The 21,944-nt window shown below is 65.5% G+C and carries 19 protein-coding genes; 6 read left to right on the top strand and 13 right to left on the bottom strand.

The features are described 5' to 3' along the window. Positions 1-140: 140 nt before the first annotated feature. Entirely contained in the window at positions 141-860 is a 720-nt protein-coding gene (locus tag ACYP5B_RS40495) for a dienelactone hydrolase family protein (protein ID WP_400101013.1), read from the bottom strand. 112 nt (positions 861-972) lie between these two features. Further along, positions 973-1,707, bottom strand: a complete 735-nt coding sequence (locus ACYP5B_RS40490) for a DNA/RNA non-specific endonuclease (protein WP_318233977.1) — start codon at positions 1,705-1,707, stop codon at positions 973-975. A 248-nt stretch (positions 1,708-1,955) separates the two neighbouring features. Between ACYP5B_RS40490 and ACYP5B_RS40485 the strand changes: the two genes are divergently transcribed. Both ACYP5B_RS40485 and ACYP5B_RS40480 read left to right on the top strand, forming a co-directional pair. After that, positions 1,956-2,867 (top strand): LysR family transcriptional regulator, encoded by a 912-nt coding sequence (locus ACYP5B_RS40485; protein WP_459573393.1) that lies wholly within the window; start codon positions 1,956-1,958, stop codon positions 2,865-2,867. A 209-nt stretch (positions 2,868-3,076) separates the two neighbouring features. Further along, positions 3,077-3,820 carry an SDR family oxidoreductase gene (locus ACYP5B_RS40480; protein ID WP_318233979.1) on the top strand — a complete coding sequence of 248 codons (744 nt, stop codon included), beginning with the start codon at positions 3,077-3,079 and terminating at the stop codon, positions 3,818-3,820. A 33-nt stretch (positions 3,821-3,853) separates the two neighbouring features. Here the strand turns inward: ACYP5B_RS40480 and ACYP5B_RS40475 are convergent, their stop codons facing one another. From ACYP5B_RS40475 to ACYP5B_RS40450, 6 genes are all read right to left on the bottom strand, one after another. After that, positions 3,854-4,105 (bottom strand): hypothetical protein, encoded by a 252-nt coding sequence (locus tag ACYP5B_RS40475; protein ID WP_006163098.1) that lies wholly within the window; start codon positions 4,103-4,105, stop codon positions 3,854-3,856. A 235-nt stretch (positions 4,106-4,340) separates the two neighbouring features. After that, the gene (locus tag ACYP5B_RS40470) at positions 4,341-5,423 is read right to left on the bottom strand and encodes a porin (protein WP_400101007.1); all 1,083 of its coding nucleotides are present in this window, start codon (positions 5,421-5,423) and stop codon (positions 4,341-4,343) included. Positions 5,424-5,508: 85 nt separating this feature from the next. Further along, on the bottom strand, positions 5,509-6,477 hold the full coding sequence (locus tag ACYP5B_RS40465) for a PDR/VanB family oxidoreductase (protein WP_459573392.1): 969 nt from the start codon (positions 6,475-6,477) through the stop codon (positions 5,509-5,511). Between the two features lie 46 nt (positions 6,478-6,523). Continuing rightward, complete coding sequence (locus tag ACYP5B_RS40460; protein WP_459573391.1) at positions 6,524-7,972, bottom strand: NAD-dependent succinate-semialdehyde dehydrogenase; 1,449 nt, start codon at positions 7,970-7,972, stop codon at positions 6,524-6,526. A gap of 15 nt (positions 7,973-7,987) precedes the next feature. After that, entirely contained in the window at positions 7,988-9,109 is a 1,122-nt protein-coding gene (locus ACYP5B_RS40455) for an aromatic ring-hydroxylating oxygenase subunit alpha (protein ID WP_459573390.1), read from the bottom strand. A 74-nt stretch (positions 9,110-9,183) separates the two neighbouring features. After that, positions 9,184-10,809: a BCCT family transporter gene (locus ACYP5B_RS40450; RefSeq protein WP_459573389.1), complete on the bottom strand. Its 1,626-nt coding sequence runs from the start codon at positions 10,807-10,809 to the stop codon at positions 9,184-9,186. Positions 10,810-11,154: 345 nt separating this feature from the next. Between ACYP5B_RS40450 and ACYP5B_RS40445 the strand changes: the two genes are divergently transcribed. Next, positions 11,155-12,162, top strand: coding sequence for a PAS domain-containing protein (locus tag ACYP5B_RS40445; protein WP_459573388.1), 1,008 nt, complete (start codon positions 11,155-11,157; stop codon positions 12,160-12,162). A 95-nt stretch (positions 12,163-12,257) separates the two neighbouring features. Here the strand turns inward: ACYP5B_RS40445 and ACYP5B_RS40440 are convergent, their stop codons facing one another. Then, entirely contained in the window at positions 12,258-13,400 is a 1,143-nt protein-coding gene (locus ACYP5B_RS40440; RefSeq protein WP_459573387.1) for a tartrate dehydrogenase, read from the bottom strand. Between the two features lie 94 nt (positions 13,401-13,494). On the opposite strand from ACYP5B_RS40440, the gene ACYP5B_RS40435 reads away from it, so the two are divergent. Further along, entirely contained in the window at positions 13,495-14,418 is a 924-nt protein-coding gene (locus ACYP5B_RS40435; protein WP_318233987.1) for a LysR substrate-binding domain-containing protein, read from the top strand. 6 nt (positions 14,419-14,424) lie between these two features. Here the strand turns inward: ACYP5B_RS40435 and ACYP5B_RS40430 are convergent, their stop codons facing one another. Beyond that, entirely contained in the window at positions 14,425-15,429 is a 1,005-nt protein-coding gene (locus tag ACYP5B_RS40430) for a Bug family tripartite tricarboxylate transporter substrate binding protein (RefSeq protein WP_400099025.1), read from the bottom strand. Between the two features lie 85 nt (positions 15,430-15,514). Beyond that, complete coding sequence (locus ACYP5B_RS40425) at positions 15,515-16,921, bottom strand: amidase (RefSeq protein WP_459573385.1); 1,407 nt, start codon at positions 16,919-16,921, stop codon at positions 15,515-15,517. Between the two features lie 428 nt (positions 16,922-17,349). On the opposite strand from ACYP5B_RS40425, the gene ACYP5B_RS40420 reads away from it, so the two are divergent. Together ACYP5B_RS40420 and ACYP5B_RS40415 are read left to right on the top strand one after the other, a co-directional pair. Next, a complete protein-coding gene (locus tag ACYP5B_RS40420; protein WP_400099022.1) occupies positions 17,350-18,312 on the top strand; it encodes a LysR family transcriptional regulator in 963 nt (320 codons plus the stop codon). 164 nt (positions 18,313-18,476) lie between these two features. Continuing rightward, the gene (locus ACYP5B_RS40415; RefSeq protein ID WP_400099020.1) at positions 18,477-18,683 is read left to right on the top strand and encodes a dodecin; all 207 of its coding nucleotides are present in this window, start codon (positions 18,477-18,479) and stop codon (positions 18,681-18,683) included. On the opposite strand, the gene ACYP5B_RS40410 is transcribed toward ACYP5B_RS40415, so the two are convergent. Both ACYP5B_RS40410 and ACYP5B_RS40405 read right to left on the bottom strand, forming a co-directional pair. Further along, complete coding sequence (locus tag ACYP5B_RS40410) at positions 18,652-19,440, bottom strand: tetratricopeptide repeat protein (protein ID WP_459573407.1); 789 nt, start codon at positions 19,438-19,440, stop codon at positions 18,652-18,654. The genes ACYP5B_RS40415 and ACYP5B_RS40410 overlap by 32 nt on opposite strands. A 142-nt stretch (positions 19,441-19,582) precedes the next feature. Beyond that, positions 19,583-21,808 carry a TonB-dependent receptor gene (locus ACYP5B_RS40405; RefSeq protein ID WP_459573383.1) on the bottom strand — a complete coding sequence of 742 codons (2,226 nt, stop codon included), beginning with the start codon at positions 21,806-21,808 and terminating at the stop codon, positions 19,583-19,585. Positions 21,809-21,944 lie beyond the last annotated feature (136 nt).

Genomic DNA, 21,944 nt, shown 5'->3' with positions numbered 1-21,944 from the left:
CGCCGGCGCAAGCCGCCCTGGCGTGGGGGGAGGGTGGGAGACGCCGGGCAGGACGCCCGGCGCAAGGGGAAGATAACAGCGAGGCCCCGCGCCTCGGTTGGGCCGTGGCGCGAGTGTGCAGCCCGATGGCTGCAGCTGGCTCAGGCGGACAGCACGCCAGCCAGGAAGGTCAGGGCACGGCCGTGGGCCAGCACGGCGGACGGCTGATGATACGAGCCGCGCGCCCAGCAGTTGAAGCCGTGATCGGCCTGGGCATAGACATGGATTTCCGCCTGGCGGTTGCCGGCCACGGCCGCGCGCACCTTCTCGACGGCATCCGCCGGGATATGGGCATCGAGCGCGCCGTAGTGGAACTGGACCGGCACCTTGATATTGGCGGCTTCCTGCAGGTTGTTCTGGATGCCGCCGCCATAGTAAGGAACCGCCGCATCGACCAGGCCGCGCGCGGCGCTCAGGTAGGCCATCAGGCCACCAAAGCAGTAGCCCACCGCCGCAATCTTCGCGCCCGCGTCGAGCTGGCCGCGCAATACCTTGGCGGTGGCGGCGATGTCTTTCACCGCGAGCTCCACATCCACCTTCTGGCGCAACTCCATGGCGCGCGCCATGTCCGCGCCCGCATAGCCCAGTTCCACACGCGGCGCCTGGCGCCAGAACACGTCGGGCGCCAGCACCACGTAGCCGTCGAGGGCGTACTGGTCCGCTACCGCGCGAATATGCTCATTGACGCCAAAGATTTCCTGCACCAGCACGATGCCCGGGGCATTGGCGGCTTTGCCCGTGGGCGGCAGGGCCAGGTAGGCGTCGAAGGCGCCGCCTTCGGTTTCAACGCGGATCCATTGGCTTTTGCTGTGGTTCGGCATGGTGGCTTGCTCCATTGAGTTTGATAGGGAGGACAAAGATCCGGCAGACCACAAGTGTGCCACTGTCCGGGCAGACGTGCCGGGCGTGCCGCAGCCCGGCGTGCCTGGCGGATCAACTTGCCGGCTGGATGCCAGGCAGGAACTCGATGCCGGTGCGCTTCACCAGTTCGCCATAGGAGATCGGCTTGCCCGGCCGGGCGGCATCGGAGTTCTCGATCCAGTGCGCCCAGGCGCGGTTGGTCGACGGGTCGTAGACGAGCTTGTAGAGATACGTGGGGACCCAGACCTTGCCATTGCCGATGGTGCGGACGTTGCCATCGAAGACCGGGCCCGTGATGACATAGATGTCGCCGGCCGCGCGCATGGCGTACTTGCGCGTGGCTTTTTCGATGGAAGCCCACGCCTTGCGGTTGTTCTGGCTGTACTGCGGCACGACGTTGGCAAGCGTGAACGACTGCGACATGGCTTGCGCGGTCGGCTGGTCGGCGGCAGGCGACATGTGGCCACGGTCCAGGCCCTCATTGCCCTTGTAGTCGTCCAGTTCCGCCCGCTCCGCGCGGGGCAGGCGCGCATCGGAGAAGAAGCGATTGGTTCGCGCCTCGTCCCTGGCGTCGATCAGCTGCGCGCGCGACAGGCGCTCGGCTACGTACAGCGGGGTCTTGCTGCGGCCGGAGTGCATGACCGCAAAGGCGTCATAGCAGAGCGGGCGCAGCTTGAGCTCGGCCGAGCTCGGTGCCTTGGGGGCCGCGCTTTGCGCGAAGAATTGAGGACATTGGGAAAAGCCGCCGGAAGCGCTGGCCATGCCAGATGCCAGGCACAGCGCCACCGAGAAAAAAAACTTCTTCATGCGAGAAATGAATCCTTACAACTTGCAGATGGAATAGACGAGAAGAGCCGATCGCGCGCGTGGCGCAGACGGCGCAGGCCGCGCGCGGGCGTCGGGCATTCTGCCAGATAGAAACGCGATGCGAAACGACGCGCAACCTACATAGACCAGCGCGTCAATGCGACAGTTCTCATTGAGTGTCGCGGCTGCTTCTATAATCGCGCTCTGCATAATCACCACGCGCCTGCATCTCCACGGCGCATACCACCATGCTCAACCGGCTGGAAATGCTGAGGATCTTCTGCGCGGCAGCGGAGTCGGCTTCGTTCAAGGCCGCGGCGGTGCGGCTGGGCACGTCGCCGCAAACGGTCACGCGCGCAGTCAAGGATCTCGAGGAAGCCGTGGGCGAGCCGCTGTTCCACCGCAACACCCGCCAGATCCGCATCACCGCCGCCGGCGAGCAACTGGCCGAGCGCGCCCGCGCGGCGCTGGTCGATGTCGACAGCTTGTTCGCTCATCCGGCCAGCCGCTCGGACACGGAGCTCAAGGGCGTCGTGCGCATTACCGCGCCGAGCACGCTTGGGCGGCAGCATCTGCTGGTGGCGCTGCGGGAGGTAGCGCTGGCGCATCCGGGCATCACGCTCGACATCCGGCTCTCGGACCAGGTTGCCGATGTGGTCGACGACGAGATCGACATCGGCCTGCGCCTGGGCATGTTCCGCGACCAGCGGCTGGTGGCGCGCATGACGACGCGGGTGGGCTTCCATGTCGTGGGCACGCCGGAGCTGGTGGCGCGCGTGGGCAAGCCGGCCGACCTGGCCCAACTCGCCGCGCTGCCCACCACGGGCTTGATCGACCGCAGCAGCGGCCGTGCGTGGCCGTGGTATTTCGCCCAGGGCGAGCAGTTCAACCCGCGCGCGCCAGCCTTTCTCACCGATGACCCGGAGACCGAGATGGAGGCGATCCTCTGCGGGCTCGCCTACGGGCAGTTGCCCGACTATCTCGCGCAGCCCCATCTGCGCACGGGCCGCCTGGTCAGCGTGCTGGAGCGCTTCGCGCCCGCGCCGTGGGGCCTGTACATCTATCGCTCGCGCCGTAGCCCGGTGCCAATGCGTATCCGGCTGGTGTTCGATGCGCTGGTGGCTTACTTCGGCGACAAGGACACAGTACCGGCGCGCTGAGCGCGCTTCCCGTCACCCGCGGGCTTGAATGCGTGGCGCCGCGGGATACGGCCGCCGGGCACAGTTGGCTGTGAGCCGTGAGCTGCCATCTGGTAAATTCCAAAAAATGGAATACTGAAATCAGAACGTTTCCATTTTTATTGATCGCTGGCGCCAACATAATCACTTCGGTCGGCAGGCAACGGGCCTGCAGTTTTCCGGAGTGAACAATGAGCACGAACATCGCAGGCAAGGTTGTAGTCATCACCGGCGCAAGCAGCGGGCTGGGCGAAGCCACCGCACGTCACCTGGGCGCGGCGGGCGCCTCGCTGGTGCTCGCCGCGCGTCGCGGCGACCGCCTGGAAACCCTGGCCGCCGAGATCCGCGCCAAGGGCGGCAAGGTGGAAGTGGTGGTCGCCGACGTGAGCCGGCGCGCCGATGTCGAGGCCTTGGTGCAAAAGGCCATAGCCAGCTTCGGCCGCATCGACGTCATGATCAACAACGCGGGCCTCATGGCCATTGCCCCCATGAGCGAGGCCAAGGTCGAGGAATGGGAGCGCATGATCGACATCAACGTCAAGGGCGTGCTGTATGGCATTGCCGCCGCGCTGCCGGTGTTCCAGAAGCAGGGCGCGGGGCACTTCATCAATATTGCCTCGGTCGCGGGCGTGAAGGTGTTCAGCCCGGGCGGCACGGTGTACAGCGGTACCAAGTTCGCTGTGCGCGCCATTTCCGAAGGCCTGCGCCATGAAACCGGGGGGGCGATCCGCACCACGGTGATTTCGCCGGGCGCCGTCGATTCGGAGCTCAAGCTGGGCAGCTCCCACGCGCAAAGCGCCAAGGTGGTGGGCGAGTTCTACCAGCAAGCCATCCCGGCCGATTCGGTGGCCCGCGCCATCGCCTATGCGATCGAGCAGCCGGCCGACGTGGATATCAACGAGATTGTGCTGCGCCCGACCGTGCAGGAATTCTGAGCGATTCGGACAATGAGGCCGCGTCCCTGTGGATCAGGCAGCGCGCGGCGTCTTGCGGCTGCGCATGGCCGAGGGGCGCACCTGCTGCAGGGTGCGCAGGCTCTGGATGGCATCTTCGATCGCCTCGATGCCTTGGGTGAGGCGGTCGCGGGCCTGGCCCAGCGCGGTCTGGGTCTCGGCGTCGAAGATCGCCAGGTGATCAAGCGAGTCGACCTCGGCCTGCAACTGGCCGACTAGCCGTCGCAACTGCGCGGTGCTGTGTGATGCGGTGGAACGGATTGCCATTGCGGTCTCCGGAAAGGCAGGGCGCACACTCGTAAGGTAGAACGTATGCGCCGGAAAGGACAAACACTTTCTCGGTGCATGCATGCGTTTAACGCGTTCGGCAACACATCGCAACGAATCCTCAACGGCAGCCAGGTGGCGCGAGGGCGATGGCATGATCCTTGCCAGCGTGAACACCGCCCCCCTGCGCCGCGCCGGGCCAGCCGAGCGCGAGGGCCTGGCTGGCATCGCATCCTCAGAAGATCTGCCGCATGCCAAGCATGACGCCGACCCGCGTCGTGCCGCCGGCCGCTGTCACGGGGCTGCCTCCCCAATATTCCGTCTCGCGCCCCACCGCGCCGCCGCGCGCCTTCATCGCATCGACTTCCAGGAACAGGCTGGTTCGCTTGGAGAGCGCGTAATCCGCCACCGCCGCAATGGCGTGCGCCGAGCCGGCCCCGAGCCACCGGGGAGTGGCCTGGAACTGCGTGGTGACGCCGCCGCTTTGCTGGTAGCGATAGTACGCAGCCGACAGGTGCAAGGCCTGCGTGGCCTGGTATCCGAGTCCGGCAAAGTAGATGCCGAAGCGCGCGGCGCCAGCATCCTCGCGGCGACCCATATGCCCCAGGTAGAGGGTGGACTTGCCAACGGCGTACGAGCCACCCGCCGACCAGTTGCGGATGGTGTTGGCGCCGTTGGCCGTGCGCCGCTGGTCGTAGGACACGCCGAGCGCGAGCGGCCCCCCCTGGTACATGATGCCGCCTCCGAGGGTCTGGCCTTTGCTCGTGCTGCCGGCCTGCTCGCCAAAACCGTAGTCCAGTTGCACCGTCACCGGCCCCAGGGTGCCCTTGTAGACCGCGCTGTTGTTGATGCGGTAGTCCTGGAAGAAGATATCGCCGCCCAGGTACAAGGGGTCGGACCAGAAATTGCCCCAGCTCTGGTCCAGCGGGTTGAAGCTCCAGCCCACGTTGTTCAAGGCGTTGTACTGGCGGCCGAAGGTCAGGCTGCCCCATGCGGTGGCGAGGCCGACGTAGGCCTGCCGGCCGAACAGCGCGTTGTAAGCGGTCATCCCGTTGTCGGTGCCAAAGCCGTTTTCCAGCAGGAACACCGCCTTGTTGCCCCCGCCCAGGTCTTCCTCGCCCTTCAGGCCCCAGCGGCTGCCGCCGATGCCGCTCGATACCAGTTCTGCCTGGTCGCGGTGCAAGCCGTCGATATTGCTCGTGTAGCGCACGGCGGTGCTGATCACGCCGTACAGGTTGACGCTGGATTGCGCGTGGATACTGCCGGCGGCGGGCAACAGGGCTCCCGCAAGCAGCCAGCGCAAGGCTGTCTTGTGCATCGATGTCTCCTCCGGTCCGTCGATTCTGTCGATTTGCCTGGTAGCCGGGTGTCATCCCCGGCTTGGCGGGTACTGGTTGTGGTAACTACAGGTCGAGGACGATCCGCGGCCCCTTGGCCCGGGACACGCAGATCATCATGGTCTTCTGGGCGGCCTTCTCGTCGTCGCTCAGGTACTGGTCGCAGTGCTTTGCCTCGCCTTCCAGAATGCGGGTCTCGCAGGTTCCGCACACCCCTTCCCGGCACAGGCACTCGACACTTGCCGCGGTTTCGCGTTCGATGGCCTTGAGGATGGTTTCGCCACTGGCTACCTCCACGGTCTTGCCGGATTTCGCCAGCACCACCGAGAAGGCGTCGCCGTTTTGCGGCGCCGCGGCGAACTGCTCCCAGTGCACACGGTCCTTTGAAACGCCATGTGCCGCCGCTGCGTCCTGCACGGCGCCTATCAGCGGCTGCGGGCCGCACACATAGACATGCGCGTCGTCCTGCAGGTTGCCCAGCAGCGCGGCCAGGTCAAGCTTCTGGCCCAGGCTGTCGACATAGAAGCGGAACCGGTCGCTATCCGGCGCGCTGGCAAGCTCGTCGCGAAAGGCCCCATGCTCCGGGCTGCGAAAGGCGTAGTGCAGCTCGTAGCGCGCGCCACGCCGGCGCAGGTCGTGCAGTTGCGACATGAAAGGCGTAATGCCGATGCCGCCGGCAATCAGGACGTGGTGCCGCGCTGCCTCGCGCAAGGCGAACATATTGTTCGGCGTGGTGATGGTCAGCGTGTCGCCAGCGCGCACCTTGTCGTGCATGAAGGCGGAGCCGCCTTTGGACCGTTCCTCGCGCCGCACTCCGATCTGGTAGCAACTGCGGTCCTCGGGTGAGTTCATCAGCGAATACGCGTTGCTGTAGCGCTGGCCGCCGTCTTCCATCTGCACGATGACATGGCCGCCGCCGGTGAAGCCCGGCATGGGGCCGCCTTCCGGAAGCGCCATCGTGAAGCGCTTGATCTGGGGCGTGACGTCTTCGATGCGGGTGACGGTGACGCGCATCGACTGGTAGGGGTTGCCCATGCTGCTTCCTTCTTTCCTTATGCTCGGTATCTTTCCCGTACGGGGCTTACAGCGCCATGCACAGGTATTTCTTTTCCAGGTAGTCGTCGATGCCGTAGCGCGAGCCTTCGCGGCCCAGGCCCGACTGCTTCACGCCGCCGAACGGCGAGACTTCGTTGGAGATCATCCCGGTGTTGATGCCGACCATGCCGTACTCGAGCTGTTCGGCGACACGCCAGACGCGGCCGATATCGCGGCTGTAGAAATAGGCGGCCAGGCCATAGATGGTGTCATTCGCCATGTGCACCACATCCTGTTCGGAGGAGAAGCGCACGATCGGCGAAACCGGCCCGAAGATCTCTTCGTCGAGCACGCGCATGCCGGGCATCACTTCGGTCAGCACCGTGGGTTCGAAGAACTGCTTGCCGGCGGCATGGGGCCGGCCGCCGATACGCAGCTGCGCGCCTTTGCCGATGGCATCGTCGACCAGTTCGCTGACCTTGGCCACGGCCTTGTGGGTGATCAACGGACCGATCTCGCTGCCCGCGGTGAAGCCATTGCCGACGCGCAGCGCGGCCACCTTGCCAGCGAACAGCTCGACGAAGCGGTCGTACACCGCGTCGTGCACGTACAGCCGGTTCACGCACACGCAGGTCTGCCCGGCATTGCGGTACTTCGCCTGCAAGGCGCCTTCGACAGCGGCTTCGACATCGGCGTCGTCAAAGACGATGAAGGGCGCGTTGCCGCCAAGCTCCAGCGAGACCTTCTTGATGGTGCCGGCGCATTGCGCCATCAGGAGGCGGCCCACGGGCGTCGAGCCGGTAAACGACAGCTTGCGCACCAGCGGATGGCTGGTCAGTTGCCGACCGATGGCGACCGCGTCACCGGTGACAACGTTGATCACGCCCGGGGGAATGCCGGCCCGCAAGGCCAGCTCGGCCAGCGCTAGCGCGGTGAACGGCGTCTCGTTCGCGGGTTTGACCACCATGGTGCAGCCGGCGGCGAGGGCCGGCGCGGCCTTGCGGGTAATCATCGCGGCCGGGAAATTCCACGGCGTGATGGCCGCGCAGACACCGATCGGCTCCTGCACCACCACCAGCCGCTTGTCGGCCGCAGGCGAGGGGATGACGTCGCCATAGAGGCGCTTGGCTTCTTCGGCAAACCACTCAATGAACGAGGCGGCATAGCGGACCTCGCCCAGTGCTTCCTGCAGGGGCTTGCCTTGCTCGCGCGTCATCAGTGCGGCAATGTCGTGCTCGTGCTGCAGGATCAGCTCGAACCACTTGCGCAGCAAGCCGGCGCGCTCCTTGGCGGTGCGTTGCTTCCAGGCGGGCAACGCGGCGTTGGCTGCCTCGATGGCGGCGACGGTTTCCGCCTCGCCCATTTGCGGCACGGTGCCGACCTGTTCGCCCTGGGCCGGATCGAGTACCGCCACCGTGTCGCCGGACGCGGCATCGCACCAGCGGCCATTGATGAAGGCCTGTTGCCGGAACAGCGTGTCGTCGTTGAGTTTCATGCTGGCTCCTTTGGCTTAGGCGGGCTGGTATTGCTTGGCCATCTTTTGATGGAAATGCACGATGCCGTGTTCGCTGATACCGCTGCGCTGCTGGTCGACCATGATGCGACCCTGGCCGCGATAGCCGCGCGATTTCAGGCCGCGCTGCACGCTCTCAACCAGGCGCAGGTCTTCGGGCCGGAACACATCGCGATACCACTCGACCAGCTTCTGTTGCTCTTCGGTCAGTTCCTTGTTGAGGAAATAGATCTCGTAGTGCTGCAGGGTGACTTCGGCGCTGGCCGGGAACTCGTAGATCACCGTCATGAAGTTGGCGCCGGGCGGCACATTGAACATCGTGCAAGGCCACGCCCAGAAGCCGGCGAAGCTCGGGTCCTTGACCGACTCGTCGAGCTTGAACGATTTCTCGGACGATTTGGCATGCCCGAACTGCAGCGACCAGTTCTCGTGCAGCGTGTGCCAGTACTTGTCGACCTGCACCGAGTCCGCGAAACTGGGGTGCGCGGGGCCGCAGTGATAGCACTCCATGTAGTTGTCGACGATGCTCTTCCAGTTGGCCGGCGTCTCGGTCACGAAGCGCGCGCCCAGGTGCAGGTCGTCGATCACGGGGCAGGCTTCACGCATGCGAGCCTGCAAGCCCGGCAGTTGCTCCTCCACCGTGCCGGCGTCCGGGTTGAGGTTGATAAAGACGAAACCGGCGTACTCCTCGACCTTGACTGGCACCAGGCTGGACTTGTCCTTGTCGAAGTTGGCGACGTTCTCGCAATTGCGTGCGTGGGCCAGGTCGCCGTTGAGCTTGAAGGTCCAGGCGTGATACGGGCAGGTGATCACGTTCTTGGCGCGGCCGCTGCCCGAGAGCAGCTCGTGGCCGCGATGCGGGCACACGTTGTAGAAAGCGCGCAGCACGTTGTCGCGGTCGCGCAGCACGACGATGTTCTCGCCGATGACCTGGCGCGTGATGTAGTCGTTGGGCTGGGCCAGTTCACTGCGGTGGGCGACACAGATCCAGCTGTTGGCAAAGACCTTTTCCTTCTCGAAGTCGAAGACCGCCTCGTTGGTGTAGTACGACTTGGGCAGGGTCCATGCGTTTTCGGGGTCGGCGCAGAACTCAGGTGCGAGCGGAGCAATATTCTTCATGATCTATGATGGTTAACCGTTAATCAGTGTTTAACAAATTGTGCAAAAAGAAAGCCCGTTGCCGGGCCGGCGTTTCAAAGCGTCGCGGTAGCGGACTGGTCGCGCGGCAAGGCTTCGGGAGGCCGGCCGTCGCACGCCCGGGCGCCGGCATTCCGGATGGGGACGAACCCGGCTTCGATGTCATGCGCGGGCACGTTGCCGTAGTCTTGCAGCAGCCAGCGGAACAGGCCGAATAGCTTGATGGCGAGGATCACCAGGAAGGGGATCGCGGTCAGCACCACGGCGGTCTTCATGGTCTCGAGCGATGCCTTGGTAAACAGCATGGCCAACGGTACCAGCGTTAGCAGCACGCACCAGAACACGCGGCTGCCCGGCGCGGGGTCTTCGCCCTCGCGCAGATTGCGCGTGGTGGTGGCGGCCACGGCATAGGCCACGGCATCCACGTGCGCCGCCAGGAAAATGATCATGATGAACAGGTAGGCTGCCAGGAACAGCCTGCCGGCGGGCAGGGCCGTCAACAGCATTTCCACCGCGGATTCGCCGCCATGCTCCTTCAGGATGCGGGGCACGTCGATCGCGCCGCTGATGAACTGGTGCATGCTGTAGCTTTGCAGCGCCCCGAAGAAGAACCAGCAACCGACGCTGCCGCCGAGCAACAGGGCGTAGATCACTTCCTTGATCTTGCGGCCCTTCGACACACGGGCAACGAACATTGCCACGCCCGGCGAATACGACACCCACCACAGCCAGTAGAACACCGTCCAGCCGCGGCTGAAGGCGCCGTCGCCCGTGGGGTCGGTGAACAGGCTCATGTGGATGTAGTTCTGCAGCATGAGGCCGAGGCCGTTGACCACGTTGTTCGCAGTAAACAGCGTCGGGCCCACCACGAGCACCACGGCGGCCAGCAACAGCGCGCCCCAGCACACCATATGGCTCAGGCGCTGCATGCCGCCATCGATGCCCACGTAGGAGCTTAGCGAGAAGATGACCGAGACGCCGATGATCACGATCAACTGCGTCATGAAGGTATCGGGCACACCCGTCAGGCCCGACAGGCCGCGCGTGAAGGTGGAGGCCGTCAGCGCGATCGACACCGTGAGCGCGCCGAACATCGTCAGCAGGAAGATCAGGTCTACCGCCCGGCCGACCGGACCGCCGGCCTTGAAGCCGGTCACGGCCTCGACCATCGATGCCAGGTTCAGGCCTTTGTTCTTGCGGACATGAAAGTGATACGCCATGGCGAGCGAAGGCAAGGCATAGACCGCCCACGCGCTCAGGCCCCAGTGGAAGAACGAATAGCTGACGCTGTACTCAAGCGCCTGGCGCGTGCCTGTCGCGATATTCAGGCCCGGCGACTGATAGTAGTACACCCATTCCATCACGCCCCAGTACATGGTCGACGACCCCATTCCGGCGCAGATGAACATGAAGACCCACGATAGCGTGGAGTATTCCGGCTTGCCTTCGCCCAGCCGCACGTTGCCGTACTTGCTGAACGCCAGCGCCATGCAGGCGAGGACGCAGCCGAAGACGAAAATCTGAACAAGGGATCCGAACGAGCGCGTGGCCCAGTTGAACAGCTGCGACGCGGTGGCCGCGGCCTGGTCGGGCCACATCGTCATGGCGACCACGGTGGCTACGACTGCAGCCACGGTGCAGCCTGTCAGGAACAAGTCCCTGCTGCTTTTGGTAGTACTCAATTTGGTCTCCTCCTCCATTGCGTCTGCGCGCATGGAATGGTTGACAGTTGCGGGGGTGAAGTTTTCTCTGAACTCCTTTATGAAATTAACCAATGGTTTACAATAACCAACAGTTAACGAGGCCTAGTCTAAGGAAGAAATTCGGCTTGCACAAGCGGGATTTCGCCCTATGTGGAGGCTGCCCCCGAAATGTCGCGGCAGGCGTGGCGAGCGGCGCACTTCGCTGGGTGTTACGGGTTAGCGGTGCGCACTGACGGGGCCGGCATGCCGGCGGTGTATCCTTTCGGACTCTTAGGATTCGCTACGGGCCTGACCTTGGGTGACCGGGTTCATCAGGCCGACACCATGAAAGAAGACAGCTTTGCTTTCCGCCTGAAGGAATTGCTCGAGCATAAGAAGCTCACGCTCCAGGCCGTTGCCACCGCGCTGGGCCTGTCGCGTCCGGCCATCCACAAATGGACGCGCGGCGGCGAGATCGACTATGACAACCTGCGCAAGCTGGCCGCGTTCCTCAACGTCAACTGGATCTGGCTGCGCTACGGCGAGGAGGCCCAGCGCGAGGCCGAGTCCTCCAGCGCTGTTTCGTTGCCGATGACCGATGTGCGGCGCAAGTACACCGCAGAGATCATGGACAGTGAAGCGCGGATGAAACTCGCGCAGGAGGCCGCGCGCATCGTGACGTGGGAGTGGAATCTCATCACCGATGCCGTCACCTATTCGCCGAATGTGGAAAGCGTGTACGGCTGGCCGATCGCCAGCAATGCCGATTTCTGGAAGCGCGCGCACCCCGAAGACATCCCGATGATGGAACGGATCTACGAGGATTCGCTGCGCACCGGCGAGCCGCATGAGTTCGATTTCCGCATCCTGCCGCCGGATGGCGGCATCCGCTGGATCTCCTCGCGCGCGACGCCCATCCGCGATGTCGAAGGCCGGCTGGTGAAGATGGTCGGCATCAGCATGGACAGTACCGCCCGCAAGGCGGTGGAGCAGTCGCTGCGCGATCAGCAGGCGCGCTTTCGCGCGGTCTTCGAACTCGCGTCCGAGGGCATGGCGCTGATCGGGATCGGCTGGCAATGGGAGTCGGTCAACGCGGCGCTGACCGGCATGCTCGGCTATTCGGAAGCGGCGTTGGCGGCGCTCACGCTGCCGGATCTGTTGGCGGGCGACGGCGAAGCGCTGCAGGGCCTGCTCAGCGGAACCGAGGATCGGTGCGCGTTCGAAGCCCGCCTTGTGCGCAAGGATGGGCGCCAGTTGCCGGTCAGCATCCGGGCGGCGCTATGCCGCGACGAAGAGACCAGGCTGCCGACGCACGTGATCGTGGCCGTCCAGGCGACCGGAAAAGCAAAGTAAGGCATCTGCGCGGTGTGCTGCCTCCGGCCGCAGGCCGCAGCGCACTCCGCAAGGGTAATGCCGCGCCCTGCAGCGCGTGGCGCGGCTTGAGAGCCTCAGGCGGCGAGGGCCTGCGCACTCGCCTTGCGGACCAGCGCCGCGATCGCCTCGCCTACGTCCCCGGTGCGTGCTTCGCCGCCCAGGTCCGGCGTGCGCGGTCCCTGTGCCAGCACCGCCTCGATGGCGTGCACGATGGCGTCGTGCGCCTCTCGGTAGCGCGCGCTATCGGCCGCCGCCATGCCTTCGGCGCCGCCGAGGAAGTCCAGCATCAGCGCGCCCGACCAGATCATGGCGATCGGGTTGGCGATGGCCTTGCCGTAGATGTCGGGCGCCGAGCCGTGGACCGGCTCGAACAGCGACGGAAACTTGCGGTCCGGGTTGAGGTTGGCCGACGGCGCCAGCCCGATCGTGCCGGCGCAAGCCGGGCCCAGGTCGGAGAGGATATCGCCGAACAGGTTGGAGGCCACCACCACGTCGAAGCGGTTGGGCTGCAGCACGAAGCGCGCCGTCAGGATGTCGATGTGCTGTCGGTCAACCGTCACATCCGGGTAGTGCTGCGCCATGGCGTCGGTGCGCTCGTCCCAGTACGGCATGCTGACCGCAATGCCGTTGGACTTGGTCGCCACCGTGAGATGGCGGCGCGGGCGCGATTGCGCCAGCACGAAGGCGTAGCGCAGCACGCGGTCGGTGCCCACGCGGCTGAACACGGATTCCTGCAGCACCACCTCGCGCTCCGTGCCCTCGAACATGCGGCCGCCCAGCGAGGTGTATTCCCCCTCGGTGTTCTCGCGCACCACGAAGAAGTCGATGTCGCCCGGCTTGCGGTTGGCCAGCGGGCAAGGCACGCCCTCGAACAGCCGCACCGGGCGCAGGTTCACGTACTGGTCGAACTCGCGGCGGAACTTCAGCAGCGAACCCCACAGCGAGACGTGGTCCGGCACCTTGGCGGGCCAGCCGACCGCGCCGAAATACAGCGCATCGAAGCCTTCCAGCTGTTCACGCCAGTCCGCCGGCATCATCGCGCCGGTCTGCAGGTAGTAGTCGCAGTGCGCCCAGTCGAAGCGGACGAATTCGAGCGCCAGCGAGAAGCGCTCGGCGGCGGCTTCCAGCACGCGCAGGCCTTCGGGCATGACTTCATTGCCGATGCCGTCGCCGGGGATGACGGCAATGCGGAAGGGCGCGGGAGAGGTCGTTGTCATGGCGGATGCTCGTGGTCGGGATTGGGATGGCCCATGGTACGGAACTCCAGGTGGAATATAATCGGCCAATCCGTGAATAGATAAAACATACTTCGTGAAGAATGACCTGCTCAATGAAGACCTGCGCGTCTTTATCGAGGTAGCGCGCAAATCGAGCTTCTCCGCCGCCGCGGAGGCGCTTGGCGTGTCGCCGGCCTATATCAGCAAGCGCATCCAGATGCTGGAAACGGCGCTTGCGGTAAAGCTCTTCCACCGCACCACCCGGCGCGTGGTGGTGAGCGAGGATGGCGAGCGCGTCTATGCGCTGGCGCAGCGCATCCTGGACGACATCGATCATCTCTACGAAGAAGTCTCAAGCACGCGCCGCAACCCGCGTGGCCTGCTGCGGGTTTGCTCCAGCTTTGGCTTCGGGCGCCGCGTCGTGGCCCCGGCCATCTCCGAGCTGTCTACGCTGTACCCGGCGCTCCAGGTTCGCTTCGAGGTGTTCGACCGGCTGGTGGATGTGGCGACCGAAGGTTTCGATCTCGACATCCGCGTGGGCGATGAGATCGCGCCGCACCATATCGCGCGCCGGCTTGGCGACAACCACCGCATCCTGTGCGCGTCTCCCGCCTACCTGGCGCGCCGCGGCCGGCCGCGCACGCTGGCCGACCTGGCCAGCCATGACTGCCTGGTCATCAAGGAGCGCGACCATCCCTTCGGCGTCTGGAAGCTGCGTAACGGCAACGCGGAGCAGACCGTCAAGGTCACGGGGCCGCTGTCGTCCAACAACGGCGAGATCGTAGTGCGCTGGGCGGTCGACGGCCGTGGCATCGTGCTGCGCTCACTGTGGGACGTGGGGCCGATGCTGGCCGCGGGCGAGCTGGAGCAGATCCTGCCCGAATGCAGCCAGGAGGCGAATATCTGGGCGGTGTACCCCTCGCGCCTGACCAGCTCGGCCAAGATCCGGGTGTGCGTGGAATTCTTCGAAGCGTTCTTTCGCGAGCGTGCGGCCTCGCATGGGGCCATGCGAGGCTGAGATCGCTTAGTCCGCGTGAATATTCGCGGCTTGCGCGATCTTGCGCAGGCGCGCGATCTCGCTGGTGACGCGCGCACGGTATTCGCCGGCGCTGCCGTACTCCGGCTCGAAGCCGTTGGCGGTCATGCTTTGTTGCAGCGCAGGATCCTTCATCATGCTGGCAATGGCGGTTTCCAGCGTCTGGCGTGCCGGCGAGGGAATGCCCTTGGGCGCGACGATGGCAAACCAGGTGCTGAGCGACACGCCGGGATAGCCGCTTTCGATCGCCGTGGGCACCTGGGGCAACAGCATCGAGCGCGTGGCGCTGGTGACGGCGATGGCCTTGACCTTGCCGCCCTTGAGTTGCGGCGCGGCTGCCACCACGGTATCGACGGACAGCGGGATCTGGTTGCCGATCAGGTCGGCCATGGCGGGCGCGCTGCCTTTGTAAGGCACGTGCAGCAAGCCCATGCCGGTGGCCGCGTTGAGCATCTCGCCTGCGAAGTGCGCGGTGGTGCCCGCGCCATAGGAGCCGTAGGACATGCCACCGGGCTTGGCCTTGGCCTCGGCCACCAGTTGCTTGAGCGTATCCGCCTTGACTGCCGGATTGGCCAGCAGCACCAGCGCGGTGGAGCCAACCATGCCGAGCGGCTCGAAGCTCTTGAGCGAATCGTAGGGCAGGCGCGAATAGGTGACCGGATTCACCGTGAACGTCGTGGCTGCGCTGAGCAGTAGGGTGTAGCCGTCAGGCGTGGATTTCGCCACATAGTCGGCGCCGACGATGGTGCCGGCGCCGGCCTTGTTCTCCACCACCACGGATTGCCGCAGTACCTCGCCCAGCTTGCGCGCCACCAGGCGGGCGAGCACATCCGTGGAGCCGCCCGGGGGGAACGGCACCACCAGCTTGATCGGCTTGTCAGGGTACGTCTGGGCCAGCGCCGGCCCGGCGGGCATGAGGGCCGCGCAAGCGGCTACACCGCCAAGGATGCATCGGGCCACGCCGCTGGTCTTGTCCAGTGTCCATCTTGTCATGTGCGTTGCAAACATCTGTGTTTCCCCTTGTGTTGCGATCAATGTGGTCGGTGCGCCGATCCTGGCCGGCGCCCGCCGCGGCGGCTTACAACGCCGGGCGGATGCGACCGGCCGGATTGGCCTGCTCGAACAGTTGCGCGAACGCCAGCAGCGCGCGCTCGCCGCGATACTTGCCGACGATCTGCAAGCCCACCGGCAAGCCGTCTGCGGTAAAGCCGCACGGCACCGAGATGGCCGGATGGCCCGTGATGGTGATGCGGTAGCAGGAGCGCATCCAGCCGATGTAGCTCGGCATGGACACGCCTTCGATGTGCTGCGGATACTCGGTTTCAACGGCAAACGGCGTCACCTGCGACACCGGTGCGATCAGGAAATCGTAGCGCTCCAGCAGCGCCTGCATGCGCGCGAACATGCGGCTGTGGGCCCGCGCGGCCTCGGCAATCGCGGCGCCGTCCTGGGCAAGCCCCAGGTCGATGTTCCAGCGCACCGTCTCCTTCATCAGTTCGCCATGCTCGGCGCGCGCCGCGCCATAGTTGGTGGCAAAAGCCAGCGCGCGCAGCACCTCGAAAGCGTGGTCGGCCCCGCTGAAATCCGGCTCCGCCTCGTCCACCGTGCAGCCCAGTGCCTGGCACTGGCGAATACCCTCCTGCAACATGCGGCTCACCGCCGGCTCGAACGGCAGCCCGCCGAGCGTCGGGCTGAGCGCCACTCGCAGGCCCTTGCCATCCAGCCGGGGCAGGGTGGCGAAATCACTGGCGTCGCTGGCGATCGCCAGCGGGTCGCCCGCATGGTCGCCGGCCAGCACGCTGAACATCAGCGCCACGTCCGCTACCGAGCGGCCCATCGGCCCGCCCACGGTGAGCGTGTTGAACGCATGGTTGGCCGGCGTCATCGGCACCCTGCCGATCGACGGGCGCAAGCCCACCACGTTGCAGAAGCTGGCCGGGTTGCGCAGCGAGCCGCCCATGTCCGAGCCATCGGCCAGCGCGACCATGCCCGCGGCCAGCGCCGCCGCGCTGCCGCCGCTGCTGCCGCCGGCCGAGACGTCCTGGCGGTAAGGGTTGCGCGTGGCGCCGAACACGGCGTTGAAGGTGTGCGAGCCGGCACCGAATTCCGGCAGGTTGGTCTTGCCCAGCATGATGGCGCCCGCCGCCCGCTGGCGCGCCACCACCGCGCTGTCTTGCGCCGGCACGAAATCCCGGTACACGGCGGACCCGAAGGTAGTGCGCACGCCCGCGCTCAGGAAGGAGTCCTTGTGCGCCACCGGCAGGCCAAACAGCGGCCCGGGCACGGCGCCGCGCGCCATCGCCGTGTCGGCCGCATCGGCCGCGGCCAGCGCCTGGTCGAACGTGGTGGTGACGATGGCGTTGACGGCCGGGTTGACGCGCTCGATGCGCGCGATATGCGCGTCCACGACTTCGCGCACGCCCAACTCCCGGCTGCGGATGGCGCGGGCCATGTCCACGGCGCCCAGGTAGCAGATGTCTTCCATGAGATCGGTCTCCTTGCTTCGCTTTGCTTTCTGTCGGCGCCCCTGCCGCTTGCATGCTGGCTTGCTCGCGCCGTGCGGCCGGGGCATGGCGTAACGATAGAGGCTGCCGGGCCGGTTCCGGCAAAGGGCGTGTCGCAATGCCAACAGCATTTGCGGTCTCTCTACGCCCGTTCACGCCCGCTCGTGGCGTGGCACGGCGCACTACCCGCACCGCCACGGTGCCGTTTGCGCGAGAACTTGCCGCGCGGGCCGCGCTGCATGGCATTTCGGCACCATTGGCGCTCGGCCCGGGTAGAAAGCTGCTTTCTAAAATCAGCAAGGCAATTGAAGGTCAGGCTTATCATTGCGCAAAGGCCGGCGCGGCATTTGCGCGTGCTGCTCGCCTATCCCGCCACCGGCACGCAAGCCAGAAGCATAGAAGCACAACCATGAAGCTCACATCGATCCACGCGGTACCGCTGGCCTATTTCCTCGAAGTGGCGGAGCGTGGCTCGCTCAGCGCGGCCTCTGCCTCGTTGCATGTGGCTGTATCGGCCATCAGCCGGCAGGTCGCCCGGCTCGAAGCGGAGCTCGGCACCACGCTCTTCGAGCGCGAGCCGCGCGGCATGCGCCTGACCGAGGCTGGACAGGTGGTGCAGCAATACGGACGCCGCGCCTTCCTCGACGCGCAGACCTTGCAGGCCGATCTCCAGGGCCTGCTTAGCGTGGCGCACAGCAAGGTCAGGCTGGCCTGCACCGACGGCTTCGCGCGGGACTACATGCCTTACGCCATGGCGCTGTTCCAGCGCCGCTTTCCCGGCGTGAGCTTTTCGCTTGAGGTTTGCGCGCCCGCGCTCGCCACCCGCATGGTGCGAGAGGGGGCGGTGGACCTGGCGCTGACGTTCGCCATCGCCGCGCAGGAAGGCATCGAGGTCGCCTATTCGGAGGTCGCGCCGGTCTATGCCTATGTGGCGCGCAAGCATCCGCTGGCCGCGCTCAAGCGAGCCAGCCTGAGGGAGGTGGTGGCATATCCGCTCGCGCTGCCCAGCGAGACCAACACCATCCGGCAATTGTTCGACCTGGCCTGCGGCGTGGAAGGGCTGCGCCCGCGCATATTGCTTAGCAGCAATTCCCTGAGCGCGCTGGTGGGCTACCAGGCCTATGCGGATGCGGTGTACCTGACGGGATCCCTGGCGGTGCGCAACAACCTGCGCGCGGAGCGGCGCGTGCTGGTGCCGATTGCCAGCCGCGCCATGCAGCAGCGCGCGCTGCAGGTACAAACCATGGCAGGGCGCCACCTGCCGCCGGCGGTGCGTGCCTTCGTCGAATGGCTGGCCGAGGACATCGCGGGGCGGCGCCGAGCGGTATCTGACCAGCCGGCGCGCCGGCGCGCGGCCCAGCCTTCGGCATGAAACGCCGGCGCAGGGGCGGTCCTTAACACGTCAGCAATCCTTTCGGCGAGTAACCGCACTTGGGATTTGCCACGCCCGCTGCCTATGATGGAGAAACGTATCCGGAGCACCGAGCTGGCGGGTGCGGATCATAGCCAGCGGCCAACGCGCCAAGGAGGGCGGACATGTCAAACCACACCTACAAACTGGTCGAGATCGTGGGTTCGTCGCCGGACGGCTGCGACTCGGCGATCCGTAGCGCCATCGAGAAGGCGAGCGAGACCATCAAGCATATCGACTGGTTCGAAGTGGTTGAGACACGCGGGCACATCGCGGACGGCAAGGTCGCGCACTTCCAGGTCACGTTGAAGGTTGGGTTTCGCGTGAGCTGAGTTGCGCGGCGTCATCCGCGTGGCAATACAACTGGTTGAGCGCCGCGTCGGGCGCGTCGCGCAAGAAGGCGAGCATCTTCTCGATGAAGGGCCCGTTGGCGGTGCGCGGCACCTGCCGTACCCACCGGATGGCCTCATGTTCCTGGCCGCATAGCGCCAGCGCGCGGGCATAGTTGAACTGCCCGCGAAAATCGCCGCCTTCGGCCGCGCGGCGATAGTAGTCCATTGCCACGGCCGCGTCGCGTTCCACTTCCCAGCCGTCCTCGTAGAAGCCCCCTACGATATTGAGCGACTTGGCGTGCCCCATGCCGGCGGCCCGCAGATACCAGTCCAGGGCTTGCGAGCGGCTGGCGGTAATGCCGCGGCCCAGCACCAGCGCGGTTGCCAGGTTGTACATGCCCCAGTCGGAGCCGCGTTGCGCCGCGAGGGTGTACCACTGCGCTGCCGCGTGATCGTCCTGCAGCGTGCCCCAGGCGTTTTCGTAGCAGCGGCCGGTCATGTTCGAGGCACCTGCATGGCCGGCGTGCGCGGCGTACTTGAACCATGCAAAGGCGCGGGCTTCGTCGCGTTCCAGGCCGTGGCCAGCGAGAAACCACTGGCCGAGAATCATCTGCGCGTCGAGGTTGCCCTGCACGGCTGCGCCGCCCAGCCAGGGCAGCGCCAGGTGGGGCGGCTCGCGGAGCTTGTCGGCCAGGCCGTTGGGGCCGAGCTGGTCGAGCTCTCCGGGAGAGGCGATGCGAAAGGGAAGCGAGTCCAGAGTGTCCAAAGTGTCCAGAGTGTCCATACAGGGCGGATAAAGTAAAAACGGCACACCGGGCCGCAAGGGTGGTGTGCCGTGTGCGGGCTGGCCGGTCTGCCAGACCGGCCAGCAGCGCAGGGTTTGTCGAGCGCTTGCGCGCTCAATAACGCACGTTGAGGCTCAGGACGCCAGAGCGTCCGGGAGCGATCGATGCGTAGTGGCTGGCGTAAGCCTGGTTGTAGTAGACCTTGTCGGCCAGGTTGAACACATTGAGCTGCAGCGCGACGTTCTTGTTGATGCGATACGAGGCCATCGCGTCGAAGCGCCAGTACGAGGGCACCCACTTGTTGCTGGCTTCGCTGCCCCATACCTTGGACACGTAGTACGCACCGCCGCCCACCGTGAGGTTGGGGATGATCTGATACGTGCTCCACACGCTGAAGCTGTCCGCCGGCGTGTTGGGGAAGGCCTGGCCGTTGGTGGCGCCGAAGGCCGCACCGGAGCCGCCGTTGTTGCGCAGTTCGCTCTTCAGGTGGGTATAGCCGCCGAACACGGCCCACTTGTCGGTGACGTTGCCCGAGAAGCCCAGTTCCACGCCATCCACGCGTTTATCGCCGGCCATGGCGGCGGTGCCGTCCTGCATGGTGATGCGCGCATTGGTGGTTTCCACGCGGAAGATCGCCGCCGTCAGCGCCAGGCGCTTGCGCAGCACGTCCCACTTGGTGCCGATTTCGAAGGCGCGGTTCTTTTCGGGGGCAAGGTTGGAGCCGGGATTGCGGCCATTGCGGTCCGGCGCCAGCGGGTTGCCGTCGCTGCCCTGGGCCAGGAAAGAGCCGGCCGGCGTCGATGAGGTACCGTAGGAGACGTAGAAGCTGGCGTTGTCCACCGGCTTGTAAACCAGGCCCAACTGGTAGTTGAACAGGTTGTCGTCACGCGAATACTCGGCGCGGGTGCCGTTGGCCGCGCGGGCCGCCTGGAACTCGGTGCTGTAGCGGTCGAAACGCACGCCGGCATTGAGCAGCCACTGCTTGTTCAGCTCGATCGAGTCGAAGGCGTAGACCGAGCTGGTGTTGGTCTTCGAGTTGGTCGGGTTGTTCACGCGGCTGATGGCGCCGGACCACGGGTCGTTGGGGTTCGGGTTGTACAGCGTGGTGCAGTTGTAGCCGCCGGCCGCGCCCGGGCCGCTCGGGCAGCGGTTGCCATTGGTGCCACCCGTATCCACGTTGTAGCTGTCGTTCTCGCTCTTCTCTTGCGCGAACTCCACGCCGAAGGCGTACTTGTGCTTGATCGTGCCGGTGGTGAACTCGCCCGACAGGTCGGTCTGGTTGGCAATGGTATTGGCGGTGGCCACGCGCGTGTTGGCGCGGCGCCAGATCATGCCGTAGTAGAGGTTGCCCTGGCTGTCGTCCGGCTGGGTCCAGATGTAGTCCTGGCTGGTCCTGGCAATGCGGGTCTGGTTGCGGAACTTGAGCGCGGGGCTGAAATCGTGCTCGAAGCGAATGGTGCCCATATCCGCTTTGTCCTTGCGGAAATCGCGGTCGGACAAGCCGTAGTAGGTGTTGCGCGGCACGTTCACCGGCGAGCCGTCGCCGGCCAAGCTCACGCGCGGGCGGCCATCCGTGCGGCGGTTGAAGGTGGGGTTGTTGTAGGGGATGCCGGTGTCGGGGATATCGTCCGACTGCATGTGGTAGTAGGACAGCGTCAGGCGCGTGTCGGTACCCAGGCCAAAAGCCACGGACGGTGCGAAGCCCCAGCGATTTTGATGCGTGGTATCGCGCCCGGCGACGCCGGCATCGTGATACATGGCGTTCAGGCGGAAGGCCGCGTGGTCGGCGAACTTCCAGTTGCCGTCGACCGTGGCACGCTTGTAGTCCGCATTGCCGACGCCGATGTTGCCTTCGGCGAAGCTCGTCAACCTGGGCGCCTTGCTGACGATGTTGATGCTGCCGCCGGCCGAGCCGCGGCCGTCGTAGGCGCCGGCCGGGCCCTTGGTGACCTCGACCGATTCGACATTGAACAACTCACGGCTCTGCGAGCCGATATCGCGGAAACCATCCAGGAAGGTGCTGGCCTGGGCATCGTAGCCACGGATAAAGGGCCGGTCGCCCACCGGGTTGCCGCCTTCGCCGGCGCCGAAGGAGATACCGGGAACCGTACGCAGCACATCGCTCAGGCTGGTCGAACCGGTGCTCTGGATCACTTCCTGCGGAATGATGGTGATCGACTTGGGCGTATCGAGCAGGGCGCCTGGCGTCTTGATCGACGATGCCGTGTCAGCCTTGAAGCCACTTTCGTTGGCGCCGCTGACTGTGACCGCGGGCAATTCCACGGCGGCAACGGTCGTGCCGGCAGATTGGGCAGCTACCGGGGCGGCTGCGACCGCCATGCCTACAGCGCCGGAAAGGCGTGGGATGACGTTATGTTTTCTGTTCTTCCGGACGACAAAAGCGGTCTGCACAAATTTCCCCGATTGTTTGAATAATGTTGCGAATGAGAGGGATTATCATTTGTGTTTGATATGT

Source organism: Cupriavidus sp. 8B, assembly GCF_054589115.1.
Note: the sequence above shows the minus strand (reverse complement) of the source record. Positions and strands in the feature narration are given on the sequence as shown.